Source organism: Halomonas sp. TD01 (assembly GCF_923868895.1).
In the GTDB taxonomy this organism is placed as follows: Bacteria; Pseudomonadota; Gammaproteobacteria; order Pseudomonadales; family Halomonadaceae; genus Vreelandella.
On sequence record NZ_OV350343.1, the window covers coordinates 3,657,634 to 3,676,759 of the forward strand.

Here is a 19,126-nt window from a genome sequence, read left to right on the forward strand (position 1 = left end):
AGCCCTACTAACCGCCTCCCATGACAATGCCAGTTTGCAGTAACTAGCGCATATATTAATTAGGAACCACCATGAATATTCGTAAGCTATATAACGTCTGGGGCCCGACTAGCTTCGCTGTCTTGCTTACAGCAAGCCTTTCCAGCCCCGTTTACGCACAGCAGTCAGCCAGCACGACTGAAGGCTCAGCAGCCCTTGCGGAAGAGGTGCTAGCCAGTGCTGACCAGCCCTCTGAGCAGAGAGAATTACCACGCGGCCATTTTCGCCTGCCTGAGACGGGAGACATTATTGGAGAACACTACACCGTCGTCGTAGAAGACCCTGAAGAGACACTTATCGATATAGCGCGGCGCCACAACATTGGCTACGAAGAAATTCGTATGGCGAATCCAGGCGTCAGCCTGTGGGTGCCTGGGGAAGGAACAGAAGTCGTCATACCTGCGCGCTATATTCTGCCACCTGCTCCTCGTGAAGGCGTGGTCGTTAATTTATCCGAACTGCGACTTTACTATTACCCAGCTGACAATCCAGGCATTGTTGAAACCTATCCGGTCAGTGTTGGCCGTGAGGAATTTGCAACACCGATCGGCATTACCCGCACAACAGTGAAGGTAAAAGATCCCGCCTGGGCACCGCCAGCCTCTATGCGTCGCGAAGCAGCAGCACGTGGTGAGCCAGCACCCTCTATTGTGCCTGCTGGCCCCAACAACCCATTAGGTCGGCACGCCATTTTGTTGGCAATGCCTAGCTACCTGATTCATGGCACCAACCGCCCTGAAGGTGTGGGCATGCGGGTCAGCCGCGGGTGCATCCGCATGTTCCCCGAAGATATCAAGTCGCTCTACGAGCGCTTGCCCAGTGGCACTCAGGTCAACTTGATGGATGCACCGTTTAAAGCAGGCTGGGCAGCGGACGGCACACTGTTTGTGCAGTCTTACCCACAGCTTGAAGAAAACGTTGGCGATTTTGAGCCGCTGCTTAACGCCATCGAGCGAGTAAGCGAACTTGCTGAAGAGCAAGCAGAAGTTGACTATGCCCAGGTAAAACTCGCGGTGGAAAACCCGGATGGTCGCCTTATCGCGCTTTATGGCCCCCAAGCACCAGCACCAGCTCCCGCTGAAGAGCCTGTGGAACTTGATGGTTTATTAGAGGAAATTGAGCTCACGACAGTTGCTCGAGGCGAAGAAGAGGCATAACCAAAGACATAAAAAAAACCCCGCCGAGGCGGGGTTTTTTTACATCTACAGCAACCCTAAGTTTTAACGCTTAGGGCCCAGGCAGAATTACTTCTGCATGGAACGCTGGAACATGCGGTTCATTTCTTCACGGTTTTGCTGAGACATCTGCAGGGCAGCTTGCGCGTCGCGCTGAGCTTGGTTAGCAGTGTTCATTGCTTGTGAAGCCATGCTGCGTGCTTCTGCGGCATCAGCCTGTGCAGATTCAGCAGTCATGCGAACTTCTTCCAGAGCGCTGGTAGAAGCACAGCCAGCCAGGATTGCCAGTGAAGCGGCAGCGGCAGTCATCTTCAGAGCAGTCTTCAGAGTCATAGTGTTCTCCTTGAGTCTTCCTTGGGTACAACATTAGGGGTATGACAAATTTAAGGCTAAAGCGTTAGCTCAATTTTGTCTACCTGCGGTGCAGGTTCTTTACAGTGACTTGTACCATGGCTTTACACCAAAGCACGCAAGTCAAACGCTGTTTTATAATAGACCACAGCGCTTGTCTATAGCCACGTATTCAAAACCTTGAACTTCCTTCAACGACATAGCCTAGCGGATCACCACGCGAGTGCCAACACCTACCAGCGAAGCAACACGCTCAATTTGCTCGTTGGTGACAGCAACGCAACCTTGGGTCCAGTGGTATTGACCATGAATATCTGGATCACCACCACCGATGCCATGTATGCCAATGGCGCCGCCCAACGCCGTATTTTGTGGCGGAGAGCCGTGGCGCCGATAGTGATCAAAATAAGCATCGTAATCCGCTTGGGAATAAATGCCTTTTTCGAGCGCCATCCTCGCATGAGGTGGCGTAGGATAATCGATACCAATAAAGATATGCCACTGACTTTCGTAATTAAATCGATTAATTCGAAACTCGCCAAGCGGTGTCACATTATCACCACGGATCCGCTGGGTTTTCGCTCCACCACGCCCAAGAGATATGGGTGCATAGTGCTCAACCAAAGCATTACCCCGGTAGACACTCAACGTGGCATCTTTATCATCAATTAACACCCACAGCTCATCGCTGTGACGCGGGAGACTCGCACGAGAAAGCAGCGTCTCAACAAGATCTGTAGGTTCGTAATTATTTAAGGTACTGGAAGTCGCTGCACTGGCCACAGCAGGCCAGCCCAGCGCCAACGCTAAAAAACGGCGACGGTTTACAGGCATCGTTATCGCTCTCTATATAGGCCAGCATCACTAGCCAACAAAGCATTTGTGGCAATTGTTATACCCTATTCTCACACCAAATGTCAGTGCTTTAATAAGCCAAATAACATGCCAGTATGTCAATGTCGGCAACCGCACCATTGTTGAACGCTATCTAGATATCTCCCAAAGTCTTACCTAGATATCTTCAAATTCTTGCATACTCGCTACTAGCTTACGTGCTTCTGCATTATGCCCTTCTGCCAAGGCGTTAAAAAAAGCCTCTTCTGGCTCTATTTTTGCGCGTGATGCACGATGCTCATAGAGGCCCTGCAGCTTACGATGCGACTCAACTGCTGCGTGAGTCAACTTATCAGTAGAGTCTGCCACCGTTTGGTGAGCAAGCGCCTCGAGCACTGGGGGCTGAGGAAAATCACTAGGGTCATCAAACCATATTTCCAACACTTCTTTGTGATTAGAGCTATCACGAATAAGCGCTTCCAGCCCGGTTTTCATTCGCAGTTCGCTGTCGGCTAGGTACGTTAGCGCCATGGCAAGACGCTGATGCTCGCTTGAATCGGCTGCAGCACGATACTGACGCGCCATTTGGCCATGATAACCTGCGGCCCATTCAACTAAATCTTTGACTTGGTTATAGCGCATCTATATCTCCTTTTGCTACTCGCACTCTCTAGGCAATACGTTTGTCGCTATGATTACCACTCTTGGCTAGTTTCACGTAACGCTGCAATGTCGCGCTTTGCAGCATGAAGATTAGCTAGCAACTGGTCGGCAACGCTCAGCTGACTGCCGACAGCAATCATTGAGGGGTTCTGCACAACGCGCTTACTCGCCCCTTCATCACTATGCAGCTTCTCAACTTGCCCAATCAACCAATGCAACCAACTATCTGGCTGGTGCATCATATCTCTTAGGCGCTGCAGCTCAGCAACGGTGGGGCCTTTCTCATTGAGGAGCGCTTGCCAGCCATGTTCATTAAGGCGCGCATGCTCGGTCACCTCTTTGAGCAGCGAATTTAATGCCAGCTCAAAGAGCGCCAAGGCGCTCTCTTCAATCGCCATTTGGCGAGCCTGAGTATGCTCGTCGTTACCTGTTGGAAGACCAACCAAAAGCTCAGCTTGATAAAGCAATTGGTTGGTGCGCGAACGTGGGCTCACTTACGTTTATCCTCCACGTGCCATTTCCCTGCTTCGAAAGTTGCTTTCCAGCCAGTTGCTTTGCCCTCCTCATCGGTCATCACGTACTGCTCTTTATTTTTTCGTGAATAACGGATTTGCGCAGGACGGCCATCTGGGTCTTCGCTGGGCGCCTTCAGGATAAAGTGATACTTTTCCGGCAGCTCATCAGCGTGAGCTTTCAGCTCTTTTACCAGCGGCGGACGGGTTTCACGGTTTTTAGGAAACTTGCTGGCGGCAAGGAATAAGCCGCTAGCACCATCACGCAGCACGTAGTGGTCGTCTACCTTTTGGCAGGCCAGTTCCGGCATGGGAATGGGGTCCATTTTGGGCGGCGCCACATCACCACTACGAAGCAACTTGCGGGTATTTTTACACTCACTGTTGGTACAGCCGAAATACTTACCAAATCGACCCGACTTAAGCTGCATCTCAGAACCACATTTATCGCATTCGATAATGGGGCCGTCGTAGCCTTTGATTTTGAACTTACCCGTCTCCACTTCATAACCATCACAATCAGGACTATTACCGCAAATATGCAGTTTGCGCCCCTCATCGATGAGATAGTTATCCATGGCGGTTCCACACTTCTGGCAACGTCGCTTGGCACGCAGAGCATTCGTTTCTGCTTCTTCGCCTGCGTCTTCTGCGACGGCTTCTTCACCAGGAATTAAATCAATGGTGGTTTTGCAACGCTCTTTGGGCGGCAAGTTATAACCGCTGCAGCCCAAAAACACCCCGGTGGAGGCTGTCCGAATCTGCATTTTGCGGCCGCAGCTTGGGCAGTCAATATCCGTAGGAACCGGCTGGTTAGGGCGCATTCCTTCATCGCTTTCCGCTTTGCTAAGCTCTTGGCTGAACTCACCGTAGAAAGCATCCAACAGGGCTTGCCAGTTGCGCTCACCTTCCGCAACTTCATCCAGGCTATCTTCCATTCGAGCCGTGAACGAATAATCCATCAAATCGGGGAAAGACTCTTTCAATCGCTCGGTGACAATATCACCCAATTTTTCAGCATAGAAACGACGACTTTCTAACTTCACATAACCACGATCCTGAATCGTGGAAATAATGGAAGCATAGGTAGAAGGACGACCAATGCCTTGCTTCTCAAGCTCTTTAACTAAGCTGGCTTCCGTGTAACGCGGGGCAGGTTTAGTGAAGTGCTGTTGAGGATCAAGCTTCTCAAGCGCCATCGCCGTGCCCTTCGGCAAATCAGGCAGGCTTTGGTCTTCATTTTTGCCGGTTGGCTTCATCACCCGCGTGTAACCATCAAACTTGAGCACTCGCCCTTTGGCACGCAAGTCGTAGCCATCAACTTCAACACTCAACGTACTAGAAAGATACTCAGCAGGTGTCATCTGACAGGCGACAAATTGACGCCAAATCAGCTCGTAGAGGCGTTCTGCATCTCGCTCCATGCCAGAGAGATCACTCGCTTTGCGCTCAACGCTAGAGGGCCTAATGGCCTCATGGGCTTCTTGGGCACTCTCTTTACTGCTGTAACGGTTAGCAGACTCTGGCAAATAGCGTGCGCCGTACTCATCACCGATAAACGAACGAACACTCTCTACCGCATCCTTTGAAAGATTGGTGGAGTCGGTACGCATGTAAGTAATATAGCCAGCCTCGTAGAGGCGCTGGGCCATGGTCATGGTTTTCTTAACAGAGAACCCTAACCGGCCGCTGGCGGCCTGCTGCAACGTTGAGGTAATAAACGGTGCAGTAGGCTTGGAGCTCGTCGGCTTGTCTTCACGGGAGGTAATCGCAAGCTTGGCTTTACGTAGTTGCTCAATACGCGCAAGCGTGTCTTTTTCGGAGGTGGGGCGGAAAGGTTTACCATCCTGACGCACCAGCGCAAACCTAACTAGCTCGCCATCCGGAGAAGCGAGATCTGCATGCACATCCCAAAACTCTTCAGGGATAAACGCACGAATCTCTCGCTCACGCTCAACGATTAGTCGAACCGCAACCGATTGGACACGGCCAGCTGATAAGCCTCTGGCAATCTTGGCCCACAGCAATGGGGAAAGCATAAAACCGACAACGCGATCCAAAAAACGGCGCGCTTGCTGTGCTTCCACGCGAGGAATATTTAGCGTCCCTGGCGATTTGAACGCATCCTGAATGGCATTTTTGGTGATTTCATTAAATACAACGCGCTTGTAGCGACTGTCATCGCCACCAATCGTCTCGCGCAAATGCCAGGCAATCGCCTCCCCTTCGCGATCCAAATCCGTTGCGAGATAAACAGCATCGGCTTTTTCAGCCAGCTTCTTTAATTCTGCGACGACTTTTTCTTTACCTGGGAGCACTTCATAGCGGGCTTCCCAACCATTACTTGGGTCAATCCCCATCCGCCTAATTAACTGATCATGGGTCTTACGTTTTTTGTACTCTGCCTTCTCTTCCGCCGACATCTTGCGTGTTGCCGCAGCCTGGCGAGCGCGCTCCTTCGGGTCGGAGGCTGCCTTACCTGAGCCGCTGGTCGGCAGGTCACGGATGTGACCCACGCTCGACTTTACGATGAAATCGTTGCCGAGATACTTATTGATCGTCTTCGCTTTCGCAGGCGACTCGACGATGACCAGTGACTTGCCCATAGTGCTCCACTTTCCTAATGCTCAGGCGCTATCGCCCATGCTCTGAATACGTTGCCGCCTGTCGTTACCACTTGACGGCCATGAGAAAAATGCGCCTACCCTACCCCAGGCCTGCAACAAGCGCCAGTAACAACCGACGCATAGGTAACGAATTGATGCTGAACCGCGAGGTGCTTATAAACACTATTTTTCATAATGAAGTAGCTAGACACTAGACTGCCCATACGCAGACGGCAACCCAAAATATAGAAACAAAAAAACGCCCCTGTATGAAAACAGGGGCGTAGACAAGCGTTGTAACACTTAACGCTTGCGCGGTGGTTTCCTACGCGATGCCGCTCTCGGCTGAGGCTTGCTAGCTTCTTTAGATGCGTCTGCCACTACATTATTAGCAGCGCTTTCCGCCGAGGCATCTTCTGCTAACGCGCCTTCAGTTGAAGAACTTACAGCAGTTTGGGTATCTGCAGCGGCGCTTTTAGCCTCTACTTTTTTAGTTTCAGCAGCTGGCTTGCTCTCTATCGCTTTTGGTTGAGCAGCTTTCGGCGGCCTCGCTTGATCAAATAATTTTTTCACCTGATCAAAGCGCTCTGCTGCATGCTCAGATAGCTCTCCGCTCGCGGCGAACACATGCTTAAGGTGCTCAATATGACCATCAATGTCGCTGTCGCTTTGCCCTTTTAACAGTTTAGGCAATGATGATAGCGCACGCTCACGATCCAATTTCAGGATAAAGAATTGATCGCGCACCAAACGCTTAAACTCACTCAACGTCGAACTAGGCTCTAGCTCAGCACGGGAAGCACGTAAACGTTTGAAGTTACGTTCGTCGGTGGCAGGAGCGCCGCCTAAAACATAGATAACCGAGCGCATTACAGCTTCGTGAGCACCGCCCTGAGCAATTTTATTGCGCAGCTCATTTTTACGGTTTTCAACAAACCGTTGATGCTCTGGCTCTGCTCCGGGACGACGACGATGCACGTGCGCATCGCCATGCAAACCTACCGCTGCTTGCAATAGTGGCTGTCCATAAATATCCATAAACAGCCGTTCTGTCGTGCTATCACGCAAATCTCGTACTGCATTGAGATTGGCAACTATTTGATCGGAGAACATGGTTTCTAGTGCTTTGAAAACATTATCTTGACCCACTTGCTGACGATTACGGCGAACTGTTTCAGCCATGACCGGTAGCGGTACTGTCAGCGGATTACGATCAGAAAGGAGCTTGTAACCTAACCGAATAGGATGCATACGACGAATCCAGCGGGCTGCCTCTGGTGTCATCGCGGCCTGAATCCAGGGTTGAACATAAAGCCGATAAAAACCGAGGTTTATTTCGGAAATTCGCGCAACCGTGGCAAATCTACGGTCATCTTCAGGCTTATGCATCACGTCACGATCAAGTTCTTCAAAGTTACGTGACGTAAACTCAAGCAAGTAGTCGCGCTCAAGTAACTCCGCATCATCTCGTTCGCTGACATGCGAGACCGTTGTTTCATACAATCCAGGCGGCATAACATCGATGTAGTCCATGTTAGCCGTGAACTCAGTATGCTCTTTGCGTGACACACTACCGGAAACAAAAATCCCTAAGTGTCCTGTCGTGTCGTGCAGGCAATAAACGATCGTCTGCTCGTTGGCGATGATATCTTCTTCGCCTTCGTATAAATCACGAATCCAACCCAGTGCCTGAGGCGGCGGGGTTATATCGTCACCACGCGAGCAAAATACGACGACCGGCGAGCGCACATTGCGTAGATCAACACGACGGCCATCGCGAGTTACCAACTGAGCAGTCGAGAGACGGTTACCGACAAAAAGATTATCGACGATGTACTGAATCTCTTCGCCACCTAGCACAACATGACCACCCCACCAACGCTCAAACTCTAGATAGCGTTTGGATTCGGTATCGATGTTGTCATACAGGTGATACTGCTTTTTCCAATAGGTGTTGGCTGGATTGAGGCGCTCGAAGTTCTGCACTAGCCACGCGCCGTCAAAAAGGCCATTACCAATGTCACTGGTTAAGGCCGTAATCCAGCTGCCACCGGCCATACCACCGGTATAACGCATAGGGGCTTTACCGTGCTCTCCCGCCCAGTAAGAAAGCGGTGCGCCCGCAATAAGAATCGGGCCGAACACGTCAGGCTCAAGCGCCGCAGCCATCATTATCTGCCAACCCGCCTGGCAGTTACCTACTACCATCGGTTTTTCAGCGGTTTCTGGATGCAAAGCGATAACATGGCGTAAAAACGCAATTTCCGCCTCAACCACATCCTCAACGGTTTGACCCGGCTCGGGAAAAGGCAAAAAACCAATAAAATAACAAGGATGGCCAGCCTTCAGAGCGACCCCAAGCTCGCTATCAGGCTTGAACCCGCCAATCCCTGGACCATGCCCTGCCCTAGGATCCACGACAACAAACGGTCGTTTTTCAGGATCAATCTGAATATGACTGGGGGGCAGTACTCTCAGTAGCTCATAGTTAGTCGGATGCGGAAGCGTGCGACCATCAATGAGCACTTCGGTATCAAACCCAAGCACGTTTGGCTTGGTTTGCTCCATATGCTCAAGATATTGATTTCCGCGTTCACGCATAACATCCCAGTAAAGGACGCTACGTTCGATACTATCGCGCCAATAGCTCGCTGCAGCCCGCCCGAACCCGAACGGATCTACCATGCTAGCCAGGGCCTCGCCGCCCGGCAGTGGAGCCATTTGATCAGACGCTCCTGGCCACAAGCTTTTCAGCGTGCTGCCAGGCAACATAGGATGAGCGAGAAAGTTCATAAATTCTCCCATTGGGTTGATGCAAAGCACCCGTCCCGAAGCAATGATGCTGCAATGCAATATAGTTTAGGCCACTCACTGCGTAACGTCGATGCTTACCTTTGCAAATTCATCATTGTTGTCATAAAGACGCCGCACATCATCGGTGATAGCATTTCCAGCGTAATGCTGAGATTTTTTGTTTTGTGGCACTTTCTATCTTCGGAGGGTGTATACCTAGAGGTTGTTATGTCGTCCCTTACACTACTCAACCGTTTGACCTTCCGACAATTACAAGTATTCCAGGCAGTCCACCGTCAGCGCTCCTACTCACGCGCTGCCGAGCAACTAGGACTTACACAGCCTGCGGTTAGCGCGCAAATTCGCCAATTAGAACTCGCGCTTGGTCAGCCGCTGTTTAAATATGCCGGTAAAACCCTTCACGTGCTACCTGCTGCGGATACCTTAGCGCTCTCCACACGCGAAATCTTTGGGCAGCTTTCTAGGCTGCAAATGAATCTTTCGGAGATTAATGGCAACATTAGCGGCGAGCTGAATATCGCGGCCGTATCCTCAGCCCAATATGTGGTGCCGTATCTATTAGCACGGTTTCGAGCACGCTACCCAGACGTACGCATTCGTTTAAAGGTATGCAATCGCAGTCAAGCGCTAGAAAGGCTGGCAGAACAGAAAGATGATGTCGTGATTATGGCCATGGTGCCTGAAGACGACGACTTGGTGGTAATGCCCATTCTTGAAAATGAACTCATCGCTCTCGTATGGCCAGACCACCCACTGCTTCATATGGAAGCACCAACATTAGCCGACTTTGCGCGTCACTATGTATTGATGCGTGAGCCAGGTTCTGGAGTGCGTATTGCATTTGAGCAGTTGGCCGTTGACCAAGAAATCGGTCTTCCCCACCGCATTGAACTAGGCACCAATGAAGCCATTAAACAAGGCATTATGGCTCACTTGGGCGTTGCCGTTCTGCCCCGCTTGGCGGTTCAACTTGAACTAGAGCAAGGGCTGCTATCAGCGCTCCCCTTACCTAACTTCCCCATTCGGCGCTCGTGGTGCACGGTGTATCGTCGCGATCATTTTCCGACGCCCGTCGCCGATCTTTTTTTACGCTTTATAAGGGAACACTTGCCGGATTTTCGTCGGTATTTCCAAGCCCCTTCTAGCCCGCTGCCTAGCCACGGCGTTTCCTGTCTACCGTTGCTGTCAATATAGTGGGCTATCGATTTGGCGAGCTGTCTATTTAGAGGTTCGATGAAGAGGGCTTAGTGTCTTGTTAACCAAGAGATATGTTACATTAGCCTACTACCTACGTATCATTCAGAATCTTCAGGGTTTGGCATGTATTCGCGCAGGCGATCCAACTGTCAACGCCATGGCATTTAAACGTCATCGCCATAGCATATGGTTCGACGCCACAACGTTTGGGCATTGCCTGCCGCACAGTAGAGAGGCTCTCTCCTATGAGCAACAACCCCACAACGCGTGTCCCTAGCGGCGAAAAATTCCGCAACGAGCATGGCATGTCGGTCATTAAAGACGGCATGAAGCAGCGTAAAACGCCATCAGATGAAGCGTCTCCTAGTCTTGACCGTAAACCTAAATGGTTGCGCGCCCAGATTCCGGGAGGCGAACGCTTCGAAGCCGTCAAAAAAAATGTCTCTACGCACCGTCTCAGCACTGTCTGCGCAGAGTCGCACTGCCCCAACATGGGCGAATGCTGGAGCAATGGCACCGCCACTATTATGCTGATGGGGTCTGTTTGCACACGCGCATGCCGATTCTGTGCAGTGGACACAGGCAACCCGAAAGGCTGGCTGGATTTAGACGAACCGGAAAACACCGCAAAATCAGTCGAGCTGATGGGGCTGCGCTACATCGTGCTGACCTCCGTTGACCGTGACGACTTGGATGACGGTGGCGCTACGCACTACGCCAACTGTATTAAAGCGATTAAATCCCGCACGCCGGAAGTGGTTGTAGAAGCACTCACACCCGACTTTGACGCTGATAAAGCTGCCATTGAGCGGGTAGCCGATTCAGGCTTGGAAGTGTTTGCGCAGAACGTCGAGACCGTAGAGCGCCTGACCAGTAAAGTACGTGACCCACGCGCTGGTTATCGTAAAACGCTGGACGTTCTGGCGCATGCAAAGCAATATCGGCCAGACATTATTACCAAAACAAGCTTGATGCTTGGATTAGGCGAGACAGACGAAGAGATTCTTAAAACCTTTGATGACCTGAGAGAGATTGGCGTTGATATCGTGACGCTTGGGCAATACTTGCGTCCAACCAAAAACCATCTAGCCGTAGAGCGCTGGGTCACCCCAGAAGAGTTCGACCGCTACCGTGTGCTTGGTCTTGAAAAAGGCTTTATGGAAGTACCTTCCGGGCCGCTGGTTCGCTCTAGTTATCGCGCCGACCGCGTTTTTGAAAAAAACAACCTCGGTCTCGCTGCTCCCGCCGCGGTACCTGGCCAAGAACCTGACGCTAACCGCATTCCTGCGTTTAACGTCGGATAAACTGATAAACCAACTACCTGCACGCAATTGACACGGCTAAATCAGCATAGTCAGATCAGTACTAACAAGTGCATTGCGTGTAGGTAGTCTCATTTTTTTTATTTAATAAACGGCCACATCAACCAGCTCACGATCTAGCCGCTGGGCTAACGCGGACGCCAATTGGTCACCTACCCGGTGAACGGCAGGCAATACCACTAAATCAGTCAATCGCGTCACCTGCATACCCGCGTAACCACAGGGATTAATCCGCCCAAAGGGGGATAAGTCGCCATCTACATTCAAGGCAACCCCGTGATAGCTTGCGCCCCGCCGAATACGTAACCCCAAAGAAGCAATTTTCGCCTCCCCTTGCTGCGTATTCACATAGACACCAGGTGCGTCGGGCTTCGCCCAGGCAGACACATCATAAAGCGCAAGTACATCAATCACTGAATTTTCTAGTGCAGTGACCAGCTCTCGAACACCGATTTTGCCACGCCGTACGTCTAGCAGTGGATATAACACAACCTGCCCTGGGCCATGGTAGGTGACTTGTCCACCCCGATCCGTTTTTACTACAGGAATATCACCTGGCATTAACACGTGTTCGGGTTTACCCGCCTGACCTTGAGTAAAAACGGGATCGTGCTCAACTAACCAGAATTGATCAGGCGTTGACTCATCCCGGGTATCGGTGAGTTCGCGCATCGCGCTCCACACAGGTAAATAGGCACGATGACCAAGCTGATGTAGCTCGATAGCTTGACTAGCCATGGTCATACCACCATGTGTACGCGACCTGTAGCTTTCAGATCATCGAATAACTGGCGTATTTGCTGCTCGCTAGTGGCAACAATAGTGACACGCACTGATTGGAAGCGGCCATTACGGCTATCGACAACTTGAAGTGACGTCTCATCAAAATCCGGGGAATGTTTGACAATCACCTGGCACACACAGGCTGGAAAATCCTCAGCGGCATCGCCAACAACTTTCAGTGAGTAATCACAGGGAAAGGTGATTTTAGGTGGCTCGTTTACCTCAGGCTGACGTAAATCTCTTAGCCCATTTTTCGCGCCTTTTTTCATAGCTCGCCTTTACACGGAATATAGTTACTTCTGTTCAGAATACGGATGCAGCACTGCCTTATAAGATTAGTAGCTTAAGCGCAAAATGCTGAAAATCCTGCGCTTAAGTTCGTTCGCTACTATTAATCGGTGAAGTTGCTGATCAAACCACTGAAGAAACGCCTTACTTGGTCAAATAGTCGTTTAAACAAACCGCCCTCTTCAACATTTTCAAGAGCCACTAGTTGACGCTCGCCGACCATTTCTTCACCTAAATACACTTCTAACGTACCTACATCGTCACCCACAGCAACCGGCGCTTGAAGATCACCATCTAGGTTCAAGCGAGCGCGCAACTCTTCATTACGGTTACGTGGAAGGGTCATGAACACTTCGCCGTCAACACCAACACGCAGCTCATTACTATCGCCGCCCCAGACACGTGGAGTTGCAAGCACTGCACCACGCTCATAGAGTTTCATCGTTTCATAGAAACGGAAGCCGTAGCTAAGAAGCTTCTGTGTTTCCTGCGCCCTTGCTTCTTCTGAGCTAGTACCCATCACGACTGAAATTAAGCGCATGCCATCGCGCTGAGCCGAGGAGACAAGGCAGTAACCTGCTTCCGTTGTCCAACCGGTCTTCAAGCCATCGACACTCGGGTCACGCCATAGCAAACGGTTACGGTTTGGCTGATCGATACCACCAAAAGCGAAGTTACGCTGAGAGTAAATAGCGTAATGCTCGGGGTAATCGTTAATAATATGCTGAGATAACAGCGCCATATCACGAGCTGTTGAATAGTGATTGTCACCAGGCAGGCCCGTCGCATTTTGGAAATTAGTATTGTTCATTCCCAAGCGCGTAGCGTGCTGATTCATCAAATCGGCAAATGGCGTTTCGCCACCAGCAAGGTGCTCTGCCATTGCCACACTAGCGTCATTACCCGAAACAATAATAATACCATGCAGCAGATCGTCGACAGAGACTCGATCCCCCACCTCAATGAACATCTTGGAGCCGCCGGTGCGCCAAGCTTTTTCACTAATATTGATCATATCCGTCAGGCTAATGGTGCCTCGGTCTAACTCACGCTCTACCAAATAAGCGGTCATGAGCTTAGTCAGACTCGCTGGCGGCAAGCGTTCATCAGAATTATGCTCGGCAAGAATACGACCGCTGTTGGCATCCATCAAAATCCATGAGCTGGCCGCTAGCTGAGGAGCGGAGGGAATAATCGTTTGCGGCTGGGGGATCACTTGAGCCACAGCCGGCGAAGCCACCACGGCAAAAACCGCAAACAAACAAAGCCCGGCGGTACGGCGAATAGACATCAATACATTCATCTCTTACTTCTCACAACAAAGAAAAAAACGTCAACGAAGCACGTTATTTTAGCTAATAAATGGGGTGAACTATCTCACGATAAACACTTGTGGGAAGCCCGCCCGACGGAGTTCTTCTCGCGCTTGGGTTTCCTGCGCAGGGCTTACAGGCCCGACTTGCACACGATGCACATCTGTATCACTCATCACCCGCACTTTATGTGGTAGCTCACTGACCAAGCGCTGCTGCAACTGTTGGGCTCCTTCTTCACTGCCCAATGCCGCAATTTGTAGATAAATCGCGTCCCCCGTTGCCATTGGTCGCTGATCAGGAATATCTCGAACAGACCGTGCATCTACAGCAGGGAACGTCGAAGAAACCGCACCGGCTGCTCCATGACTGCTGCTCCTACCCTGCTGCGCCAGCCATTGTGCAGGCTCAATGGCCTCAACCCGGACGGCACCAGTACCATTATCTAAAAAGCCTAACCGTGCAGCCGCAGCGTAGGAAAGATCAATTTCACGGTCACTATGAAAAGGGCCTCGATCATTGACGCGCACGATAACAGATTGACCACTATCTAAACTGGTGACTCGGGCAAATGTTGGTAGTGGCAATGAACGGTGAGCAGCAGACATTTTATACATGTCATAAATTTCACCGTTTGATGTGGCATAACCATGAAATTTTTCACCGTACCAAGAGGCCGTTCCCTGCTTCACGTAGCCTGCTGCATCCGGCAGCACATGGTAGGTTTCACCCCACACTTCATAAGTGGAGCGATTACCGGCACGTGATAGCGGTTCTACACGGGGCTCAGCGTTTGGCACTTTGCTCACATCCGGCGGCTCTAGCGGATACGCATCGCCAGTCATTGCATAGCGCTCCCCCGTCGACGGACTACTGCTTTGCACGTTACCACTCGCTCCACTGCCGGTCGTTCCACTCGCATTTGTCGCAGTAGTAGGCCCGCTAGCTGGCTGGTTCACGCTGGCGCTACTTTGTTTAGCTTCATGGCCGGCACAACCGCTAACCAACGCCATGATGACCACCGCACCACCAATACAGCGAGCCTCAGACAGCACTGTTCTCATGTTTAGCCCTCAACCTGCCGCTCAATGGCTTCCGATAGCTCGGCCACCGCCATTGCATAGAGATGGCTGTGGTTATAGCGGGTAATAACGTAAAAGTTATATTCACCCAAGCGATACTGGATACTTTCATCGGCAAGTTCGAGCCTTAAAGGCACCACAAGTAACTCTGGATCAAGCGTACTCTGTGGTTCAATACCGGCCTCGATTGCTTCAGACGCAGTCACAACGGGCTTACTTGTTTGATTAATTGAAAGCGTTTCAGGCGCTAACTCAGGGCCAACGGCCTCGTGATAAATTGCCCCGTCACGCTGCCAACCATGGACAGCAAAGTAATTCGCCACGCTGCCAATGGCATCAACCGGATTTTCCCATAAATCTCGTTTACCATCGCCGTCAAAATCAACAGCATATGCTTGATAACTAGTGGGAATAAACTGGGGATATCCCATTGCGCCAGCATACGAGCCATAAAGCTCGTCAGCTTCAACGCCTTGCTCATGAGCAATTTTCAAGAAAGCCGCCAGCTCGCCTCGAAAAAAGCCACCACGGACGGGATGATAGAACGCTAAGGTTGCTAATGAGTCTAGTACCCGATGGCGCCCTTTATGCTTACCGTAATAGGTTTCAACGCCAATAATGGCAGCAATAACTTCTGGGGGAACACCATACTCCTCTTCAGCCCGGGCAAGTGCATCCTCATACTCATTGATGAATTCAGCGCCTTCCTCAATACGTTGCTGCGTTAAGAATATATCGCGATACTCATGCCAACGTAAGCGACGTTCAGCCGCGCCTTCCATAGCGTCCAAAACAGACTGGCTATAGTTGGCTTGATTCAGGGTATCTGTTAGCCATTGTCGAGAAATTCCTTGCGCTGCCAACTCGTCAACTAACTGTTGAGTACCTTCGTGCTGCTGCGGATCAAAAGGCGACGCGTCGTCAGCCCACGCAACCGTGTAAGAACACGCCATTAAAACAGCTGCCACGCAGCCGCCTACTTTATTTCGGACCCAGTTCATTAACTCACCACTCCTGTGAAAAAGCACCGCCACTTATCCATTCGATATTATCGCGGTAACAACCGCCGATGGGCATGTATTGACATGAGAATACCGAACCCTGCCAGTAAGGTCACGCTGGAAGTCCCGCCATAGCTCACCAGCGGCAGCGGTACGCCAACAACGGGCAAAATACCACTCACCATGCCGACATTGACGAACACATATATAAAAAACGTCAGAATAATACTGCCTGCAAATAGCCGACCAAAGGTGTCCTGAGAAGAAGTCGCTAACCAAAGGCCTCGCCCCACAATCATGACATATAGGGACAGCAGCACCAGCATTCCTACCAGACCAAACTCTTCACCTAACACGGCAATAATAAAGTCCGTATGGCGCTCAGGTAGGAACTCTAATTGAGACTGGGTACCTTCTAACCACCCCTTCCCCCATAAGCCACCGCTACCTATAGCCGTCGTCGATTGAATAATATTCCAACCCGACCCTAAAGGGTCGCTATCCGGATCCAGGAACGTTAAAACCCGTTGACGCTGATAGTTGTGCATGTTCATCCATAGAACAGGAAGCCCTGCCGCTATTAAGGCACCCACTAAACCAATTAAGCGCCAGGACAAGCCTGCCAGGAGCACAACAATGACCGCCGCACTGGCCACTAAAAGCGATGTACCAAGATCCGGTTGAATAGCGGTAAGCACCACCGGCAAACCGATTATCACCGCACATACCAAAATATGCCTGAAACGCGGCGGTAATTGGCAACGATTCAGATAAGCGGCAACCATTAACGGCACCGCTAATTTCATCATTTCAGATGGCTGAAAGCGAATAACACCCGGTATTTCAAGCCACCGCTTTGCCCCCATACCCACATCACCAGCGATCTCAACTGCCAGTAACATTGCCAGCCCCACGCCGTAAGCCAAGGGAGCCCAGCGCAGAAACGTGGAAGGCGATAATTGAGCAATAACCACCATCACCACGATGGCAACACCAAATCGAATGGCCTGAGCAATGACGGTATCAATACGCTGCCCAGAGGCGCTGTAAAGCACTAACAACCCACCTCCCATCAGCAACAGCAGAAAACCTAGCAACCATGGATCAAGATGAACTCGCTCCCAGATGCTTTTGCGTCTGGCGATACCGCTATCTGGCGGGCGCACTGGGTAACGGCGTAACGGGCGGGAGAGGGTTTGCCATGACCTCATTAATTGCCCTCCACGTTGGCAGTATCTTCTTCCAATACTTCCTTAACCTCTTCAACATCCGGCGCATCATCATTTAACAGCCATGCATCAGTCATCGCGCGCGCCAAGTGGGCAGCGTGGGTACTACCGCCGCCAGCATTTTCAACAATCACTGATACCGCAATTTGTGGGTCTTCAAGCGGTGCAAACGCCATAAAAAGAGCATGATCGCGCAAGCGCTCCTCAAGCTCATCGGCGTTATAGCGCTGATCCTGCCCAAGCGAGAACACCTGGGCAGTGCCTGATTTTCCACCCATACGATACTCTAGCCCCACCCCCGTTCGCCGCGCCGTGCCTTCGTTACCACTGATAACTTTTTCCATACCACTGAAGACACGATTCCACCAATTTTCATTATCCAGCTGAATATCAGGCAGCGTATCCGGCAAGTCCTGTGCCAAGGGCACGTCGCCTATCTCTAACGCAATACGCGGCTTTACCCAATGACCACGGTTAGCCAATGTAGCGGTTGCGCTAGCCAGCTGTAGCGGAGTTACCTGCCAGTAGCCCTGACCAATACCTACCGAGAGTGTTTCACCGGGATACCAAGGCTGATTGAATCGCGCTCGCTTCCAATCACGAGACGGCATCAGGCCAGTACTTTCACCCTGCACATCATGAGCAACACGCCGACCAAAACCAAAATTAGACATTTGTTCATGCAGGTTATCGATACCCAGGTCATGGGCTAGGGTGTAATAGTAGGTATTGTTTGAAACAGCGATCGAACGCTCCATATCTACCCGGCCATGCCCCCAGCGCAACCAATTGCGATAACGGCGAGAGTCATTGGGTAATTGATAGAAACCTGGGTCGCTAATCGTGCTATCGGGGGTGATCACCCCTTCAACTAATCCCGCCAGCGCTAAAAAAGGCTTAATCGTGGAACCAGGCGGATAATGACCGCGAATTGCCCGATTAAATAACGGTAGGTCGATATTTTCCTGCAAGCCTCGATAGGAAGCGACGTCAATTCCCGTAACAAACTGATTACTATCAAAGCCAGGTGTCGATACCATAGCGAGAATTTCTCCCGTGCCAGGCACGATAGCGACGATAGAGCCGCGCCTTCCAGCTAACAATTCGTAAGCCAGCATTTGCATTGACTTATCAAGCGTTAACGTAAGGTTTCCCCCCGGCACCGGATCAGTACGGCCAAGTTCTCTAAGCACACGCCCGCGTGCATTCGTTTCTACTTTGCGCAGCCCGGCTTGCCCGTGCAGCTCCGTCTCGTAAAAACGCTCAACACCCGTTTTACCGATAAAGTGTGTCCCTGCATATCGCCCAGCATCTAGAGTTTGCATCTCTTCTGCGTTGATACGCCCTACGTAACCCAACGCATGCGCCATCATTTCAGCATCAGGGTAGTAGCGGAGTAATTGTGCTTCTACTTCAACCCCTGGCAGGCGATGTCGATTCACCGCTAGCCTTGCGATTTGATCTTCACTCAAATCACTCATTAAAAGCGCGGGCTGAAACGGGCGTTGGCGTTGCCGCGAACGAACATTGAACGCTTCAATATCTTCTTCAGGCAAGTCGAGAAGCTCAACTAGCAGTGCTAACGTTTCATCTAAATCATCAACGCGTTCGCGTACCAAAGTGAGGTTATAGGTAGGACGATTTTCGGCGAGGAGGACACCATTGCGGTCGTAGATTAACCCTCGGTTGGGGGGTAACGGCTCAACACGAACACGGTTTTTTTCGGAGCGGGTACTGTATAAGTCGTGCTGAACGATCTGCAAGTATGCTAATCGCCCAGTCAACAACCCCGTCAAAATAACCACCACTAAGACGGCAAGCAGCGCCCTGACACGAAAAATACGCAATTCTTGCTCAGGGTTTTTAAGCGTGTCACGGCGCTTAGGCATGGGTAACGATGACTCTCAAATCAGACAA

The 19,126-nt window shown here is 51.0% G+C and carries 16 protein-coding genes; 3 read left to right on the forward strand and 13 right to left on the reverse strand.

Annotated features, from left to right (window positions below; all coding sequences use genetic code 11):
• Nucleotides 1-71: 71 nt before the first annotated feature.
• A complete protein-coding gene (locus tag L1X57_RS16610) occupies nucleotides 72-1,196 on the forward strand; it encodes a L,D-transpeptidase family protein (protein ID WP_009723516.1) in 1,125 nt (374 codons plus the stop codon).
• 87 nt (nucleotides 1,197-1,283) lie between these two features.
• On the opposite strand, the gene L1X57_RS16615 is transcribed toward L1X57_RS16610, so the two are convergent.
• The 6 genes from L1X57_RS16615 to L1X57_RS16640 form a co-directional block, all read right to left on the reverse strand.
• Nucleotides 1,284-1,547, reverse strand: coding sequence for an Lpp/OprI family alanine-zipper lipoprotein (locus L1X57_RS16615; protein WP_009723517.1), 264 nt, complete (start codon nucleotides 1,545-1,547; stop codon nucleotides 1,284-1,286).
• Nucleotides 1,548-1,769: 222 nt separating this feature from the next.
• Entirely contained in the window at nucleotides 1,770-2,399 is a 630-nt protein-coding gene (locus L1X57_RS16620; RefSeq protein WP_009723518.1) for a L,D-transpeptidase family protein, read from the reverse strand.
• 177 nt (nucleotides 2,400-2,576) lie between these two features.
• On the reverse strand, nucleotides 2,577-3,041 hold the full coding sequence (locus tag L1X57_RS16625) for a hypothetical protein (RefSeq protein ID WP_009723519.1): 465 nt from the start codon (nucleotides 3,039-3,041) through the stop codon (nucleotides 2,577-2,579).
• 53 nt (nucleotides 3,042-3,094) lie between these two features.
• The gene (locus L1X57_RS16630) at nucleotides 3,095-3,556 is read right to left on the reverse strand and encodes a DUF6586 family protein (RefSeq protein ID WP_009723520.1); all 462 of its coding nucleotides are present in this window, start codon (nucleotides 3,554-3,556) and stop codon (nucleotides 3,095-3,097) included.
• Entirely contained in the window at nucleotides 3,553-6,180 is a 2,628-nt protein-coding gene (topA, locus tag L1X57_RS16635; protein WP_009723521.1) for a type I DNA topoisomerase, read from the reverse strand. Before topA ends, L1X57_RS16630 begins: the two co-directional genes overlap by 4 nt.
• 303 nt (nucleotides 6,181-6,483) lie before the next feature.
• Entirely contained in the window at nucleotides 6,484-8,973 is a 2,490-nt protein-coding gene (locus tag L1X57_RS16640; RefSeq protein ID WP_009723522.1) for a DUF3141 domain-containing protein, read from the reverse strand.
• Nucleotides 8,974-9,201: 228 nt separating this feature from the next.
• On the opposite strand from L1X57_RS16640, the gene L1X57_RS16645 reads away from it, so the two are divergent.
• Both L1X57_RS16645 and lipA read left to right on the forward strand, forming a co-directional pair.
• A complete protein-coding gene (locus L1X57_RS16645; RefSeq protein ID WP_039869206.1) occupies nucleotides 9,202-10,188 on the forward strand; it encodes a LysR family transcriptional regulator in 987 nt (328 codons plus the stop codon).
• A 248-nt stretch (nucleotides 10,189-10,436) separates the two neighbouring features.
• Nucleotides 10,437-11,495, forward strand: coding sequence for a lipoyl synthase (lipA, locus tag L1X57_RS16650; RefSeq protein ID WP_009723524.1), 1,059 nt, complete (start codon nucleotides 10,437-10,439; stop codon nucleotides 11,493-11,495).
• 102 nt (nucleotides 11,496-11,597) lie between these two features.
• Here lipA and lipB read toward each other — a convergent pair whose 3' ends face one another.
• The 7 genes from lipB to mrdA all read right to left on the reverse strand — a co-directional run bounded on the left by lipB (nucleotide 11,598) and on the right by mrdA (nucleotide 19,098).
• Nucleotides 11,598-12,251, reverse strand: a complete 654-nt coding sequence (gene lipB / locus L1X57_RS16655; RefSeq protein WP_009723525.1) for a lipoyl(octanoyl) transferase LipB — start codon at nucleotides 12,249-12,251, stop codon at nucleotides 11,598-11,600.
• A 2-nt stretch (nucleotides 12,252-12,253) separates the two neighbouring features.
• Nucleotides 12,254-12,565 carry an HP0495 family protein gene (locus tag L1X57_RS16660; protein ID WP_009723526.1) on the reverse strand — a complete coding sequence of 104 codons (312 nt, stop codon included), beginning with the start codon at nucleotides 12,563-12,565 and terminating at the stop codon, nucleotides 12,254-12,256.
• A 122-nt stretch (nucleotides 12,566-12,687) separates the two neighbouring features.
• Nucleotides 12,688-13,887 carry a D-alanyl-D-alanine carboxypeptidase family protein gene (locus L1X57_RS16665; protein WP_009723527.1) on the reverse strand — a complete coding sequence of 400 codons (1,200 nt, stop codon included), beginning with the start codon at nucleotides 13,885-13,887 and terminating at the stop codon, nucleotides 12,688-12,690.
• Between the two features lie 69 nt (nucleotides 13,888-13,956).
• Nucleotides 13,957-14,961: a septal ring lytic transglycosylase RlpA family protein gene (locus L1X57_RS16670; RefSeq protein ID WP_009723528.1), complete on the reverse strand. Its 1,005-nt coding sequence runs from the start codon at nucleotides 14,959-14,961 to the stop codon at nucleotides 13,957-13,959.
• Nucleotides 14,962-14,963: 2 nt separating this feature from the next.
• Nucleotides 14,964-15,980, reverse strand: a complete 1,017-nt coding sequence (gene mltB / locus L1X57_RS16675) for a lytic murein transglycosylase B (RefSeq protein WP_009723529.1) — start codon at nucleotides 15,978-15,980, stop codon at nucleotides 14,964-14,966.
• 47 nt (nucleotides 15,981-16,027) lie between these two features.
• Nucleotides 16,028-17,191, reverse strand: a complete 1,164-nt coding sequence (rodA, locus tag L1X57_RS16680) for a rod shape-determining protein RodA (RefSeq protein WP_009723530.1) — start codon at nucleotides 17,189-17,191, stop codon at nucleotides 16,028-16,030.
• On the reverse strand, nucleotides 17,191-19,098 hold the full coding sequence (mrdA, locus tag L1X57_RS16685) for a penicillin-binding protein 2 (RefSeq protein ID WP_009723531.1): 1,908 nt from the start codon (nucleotides 19,096-19,098) through the stop codon (nucleotides 17,191-17,193). The genes rodA and mrdA overlap by 1 nt, the downstream gene beginning before the upstream one ends.
• Nucleotides 19,099-19,126: the final 28 nt, after the last annotated feature.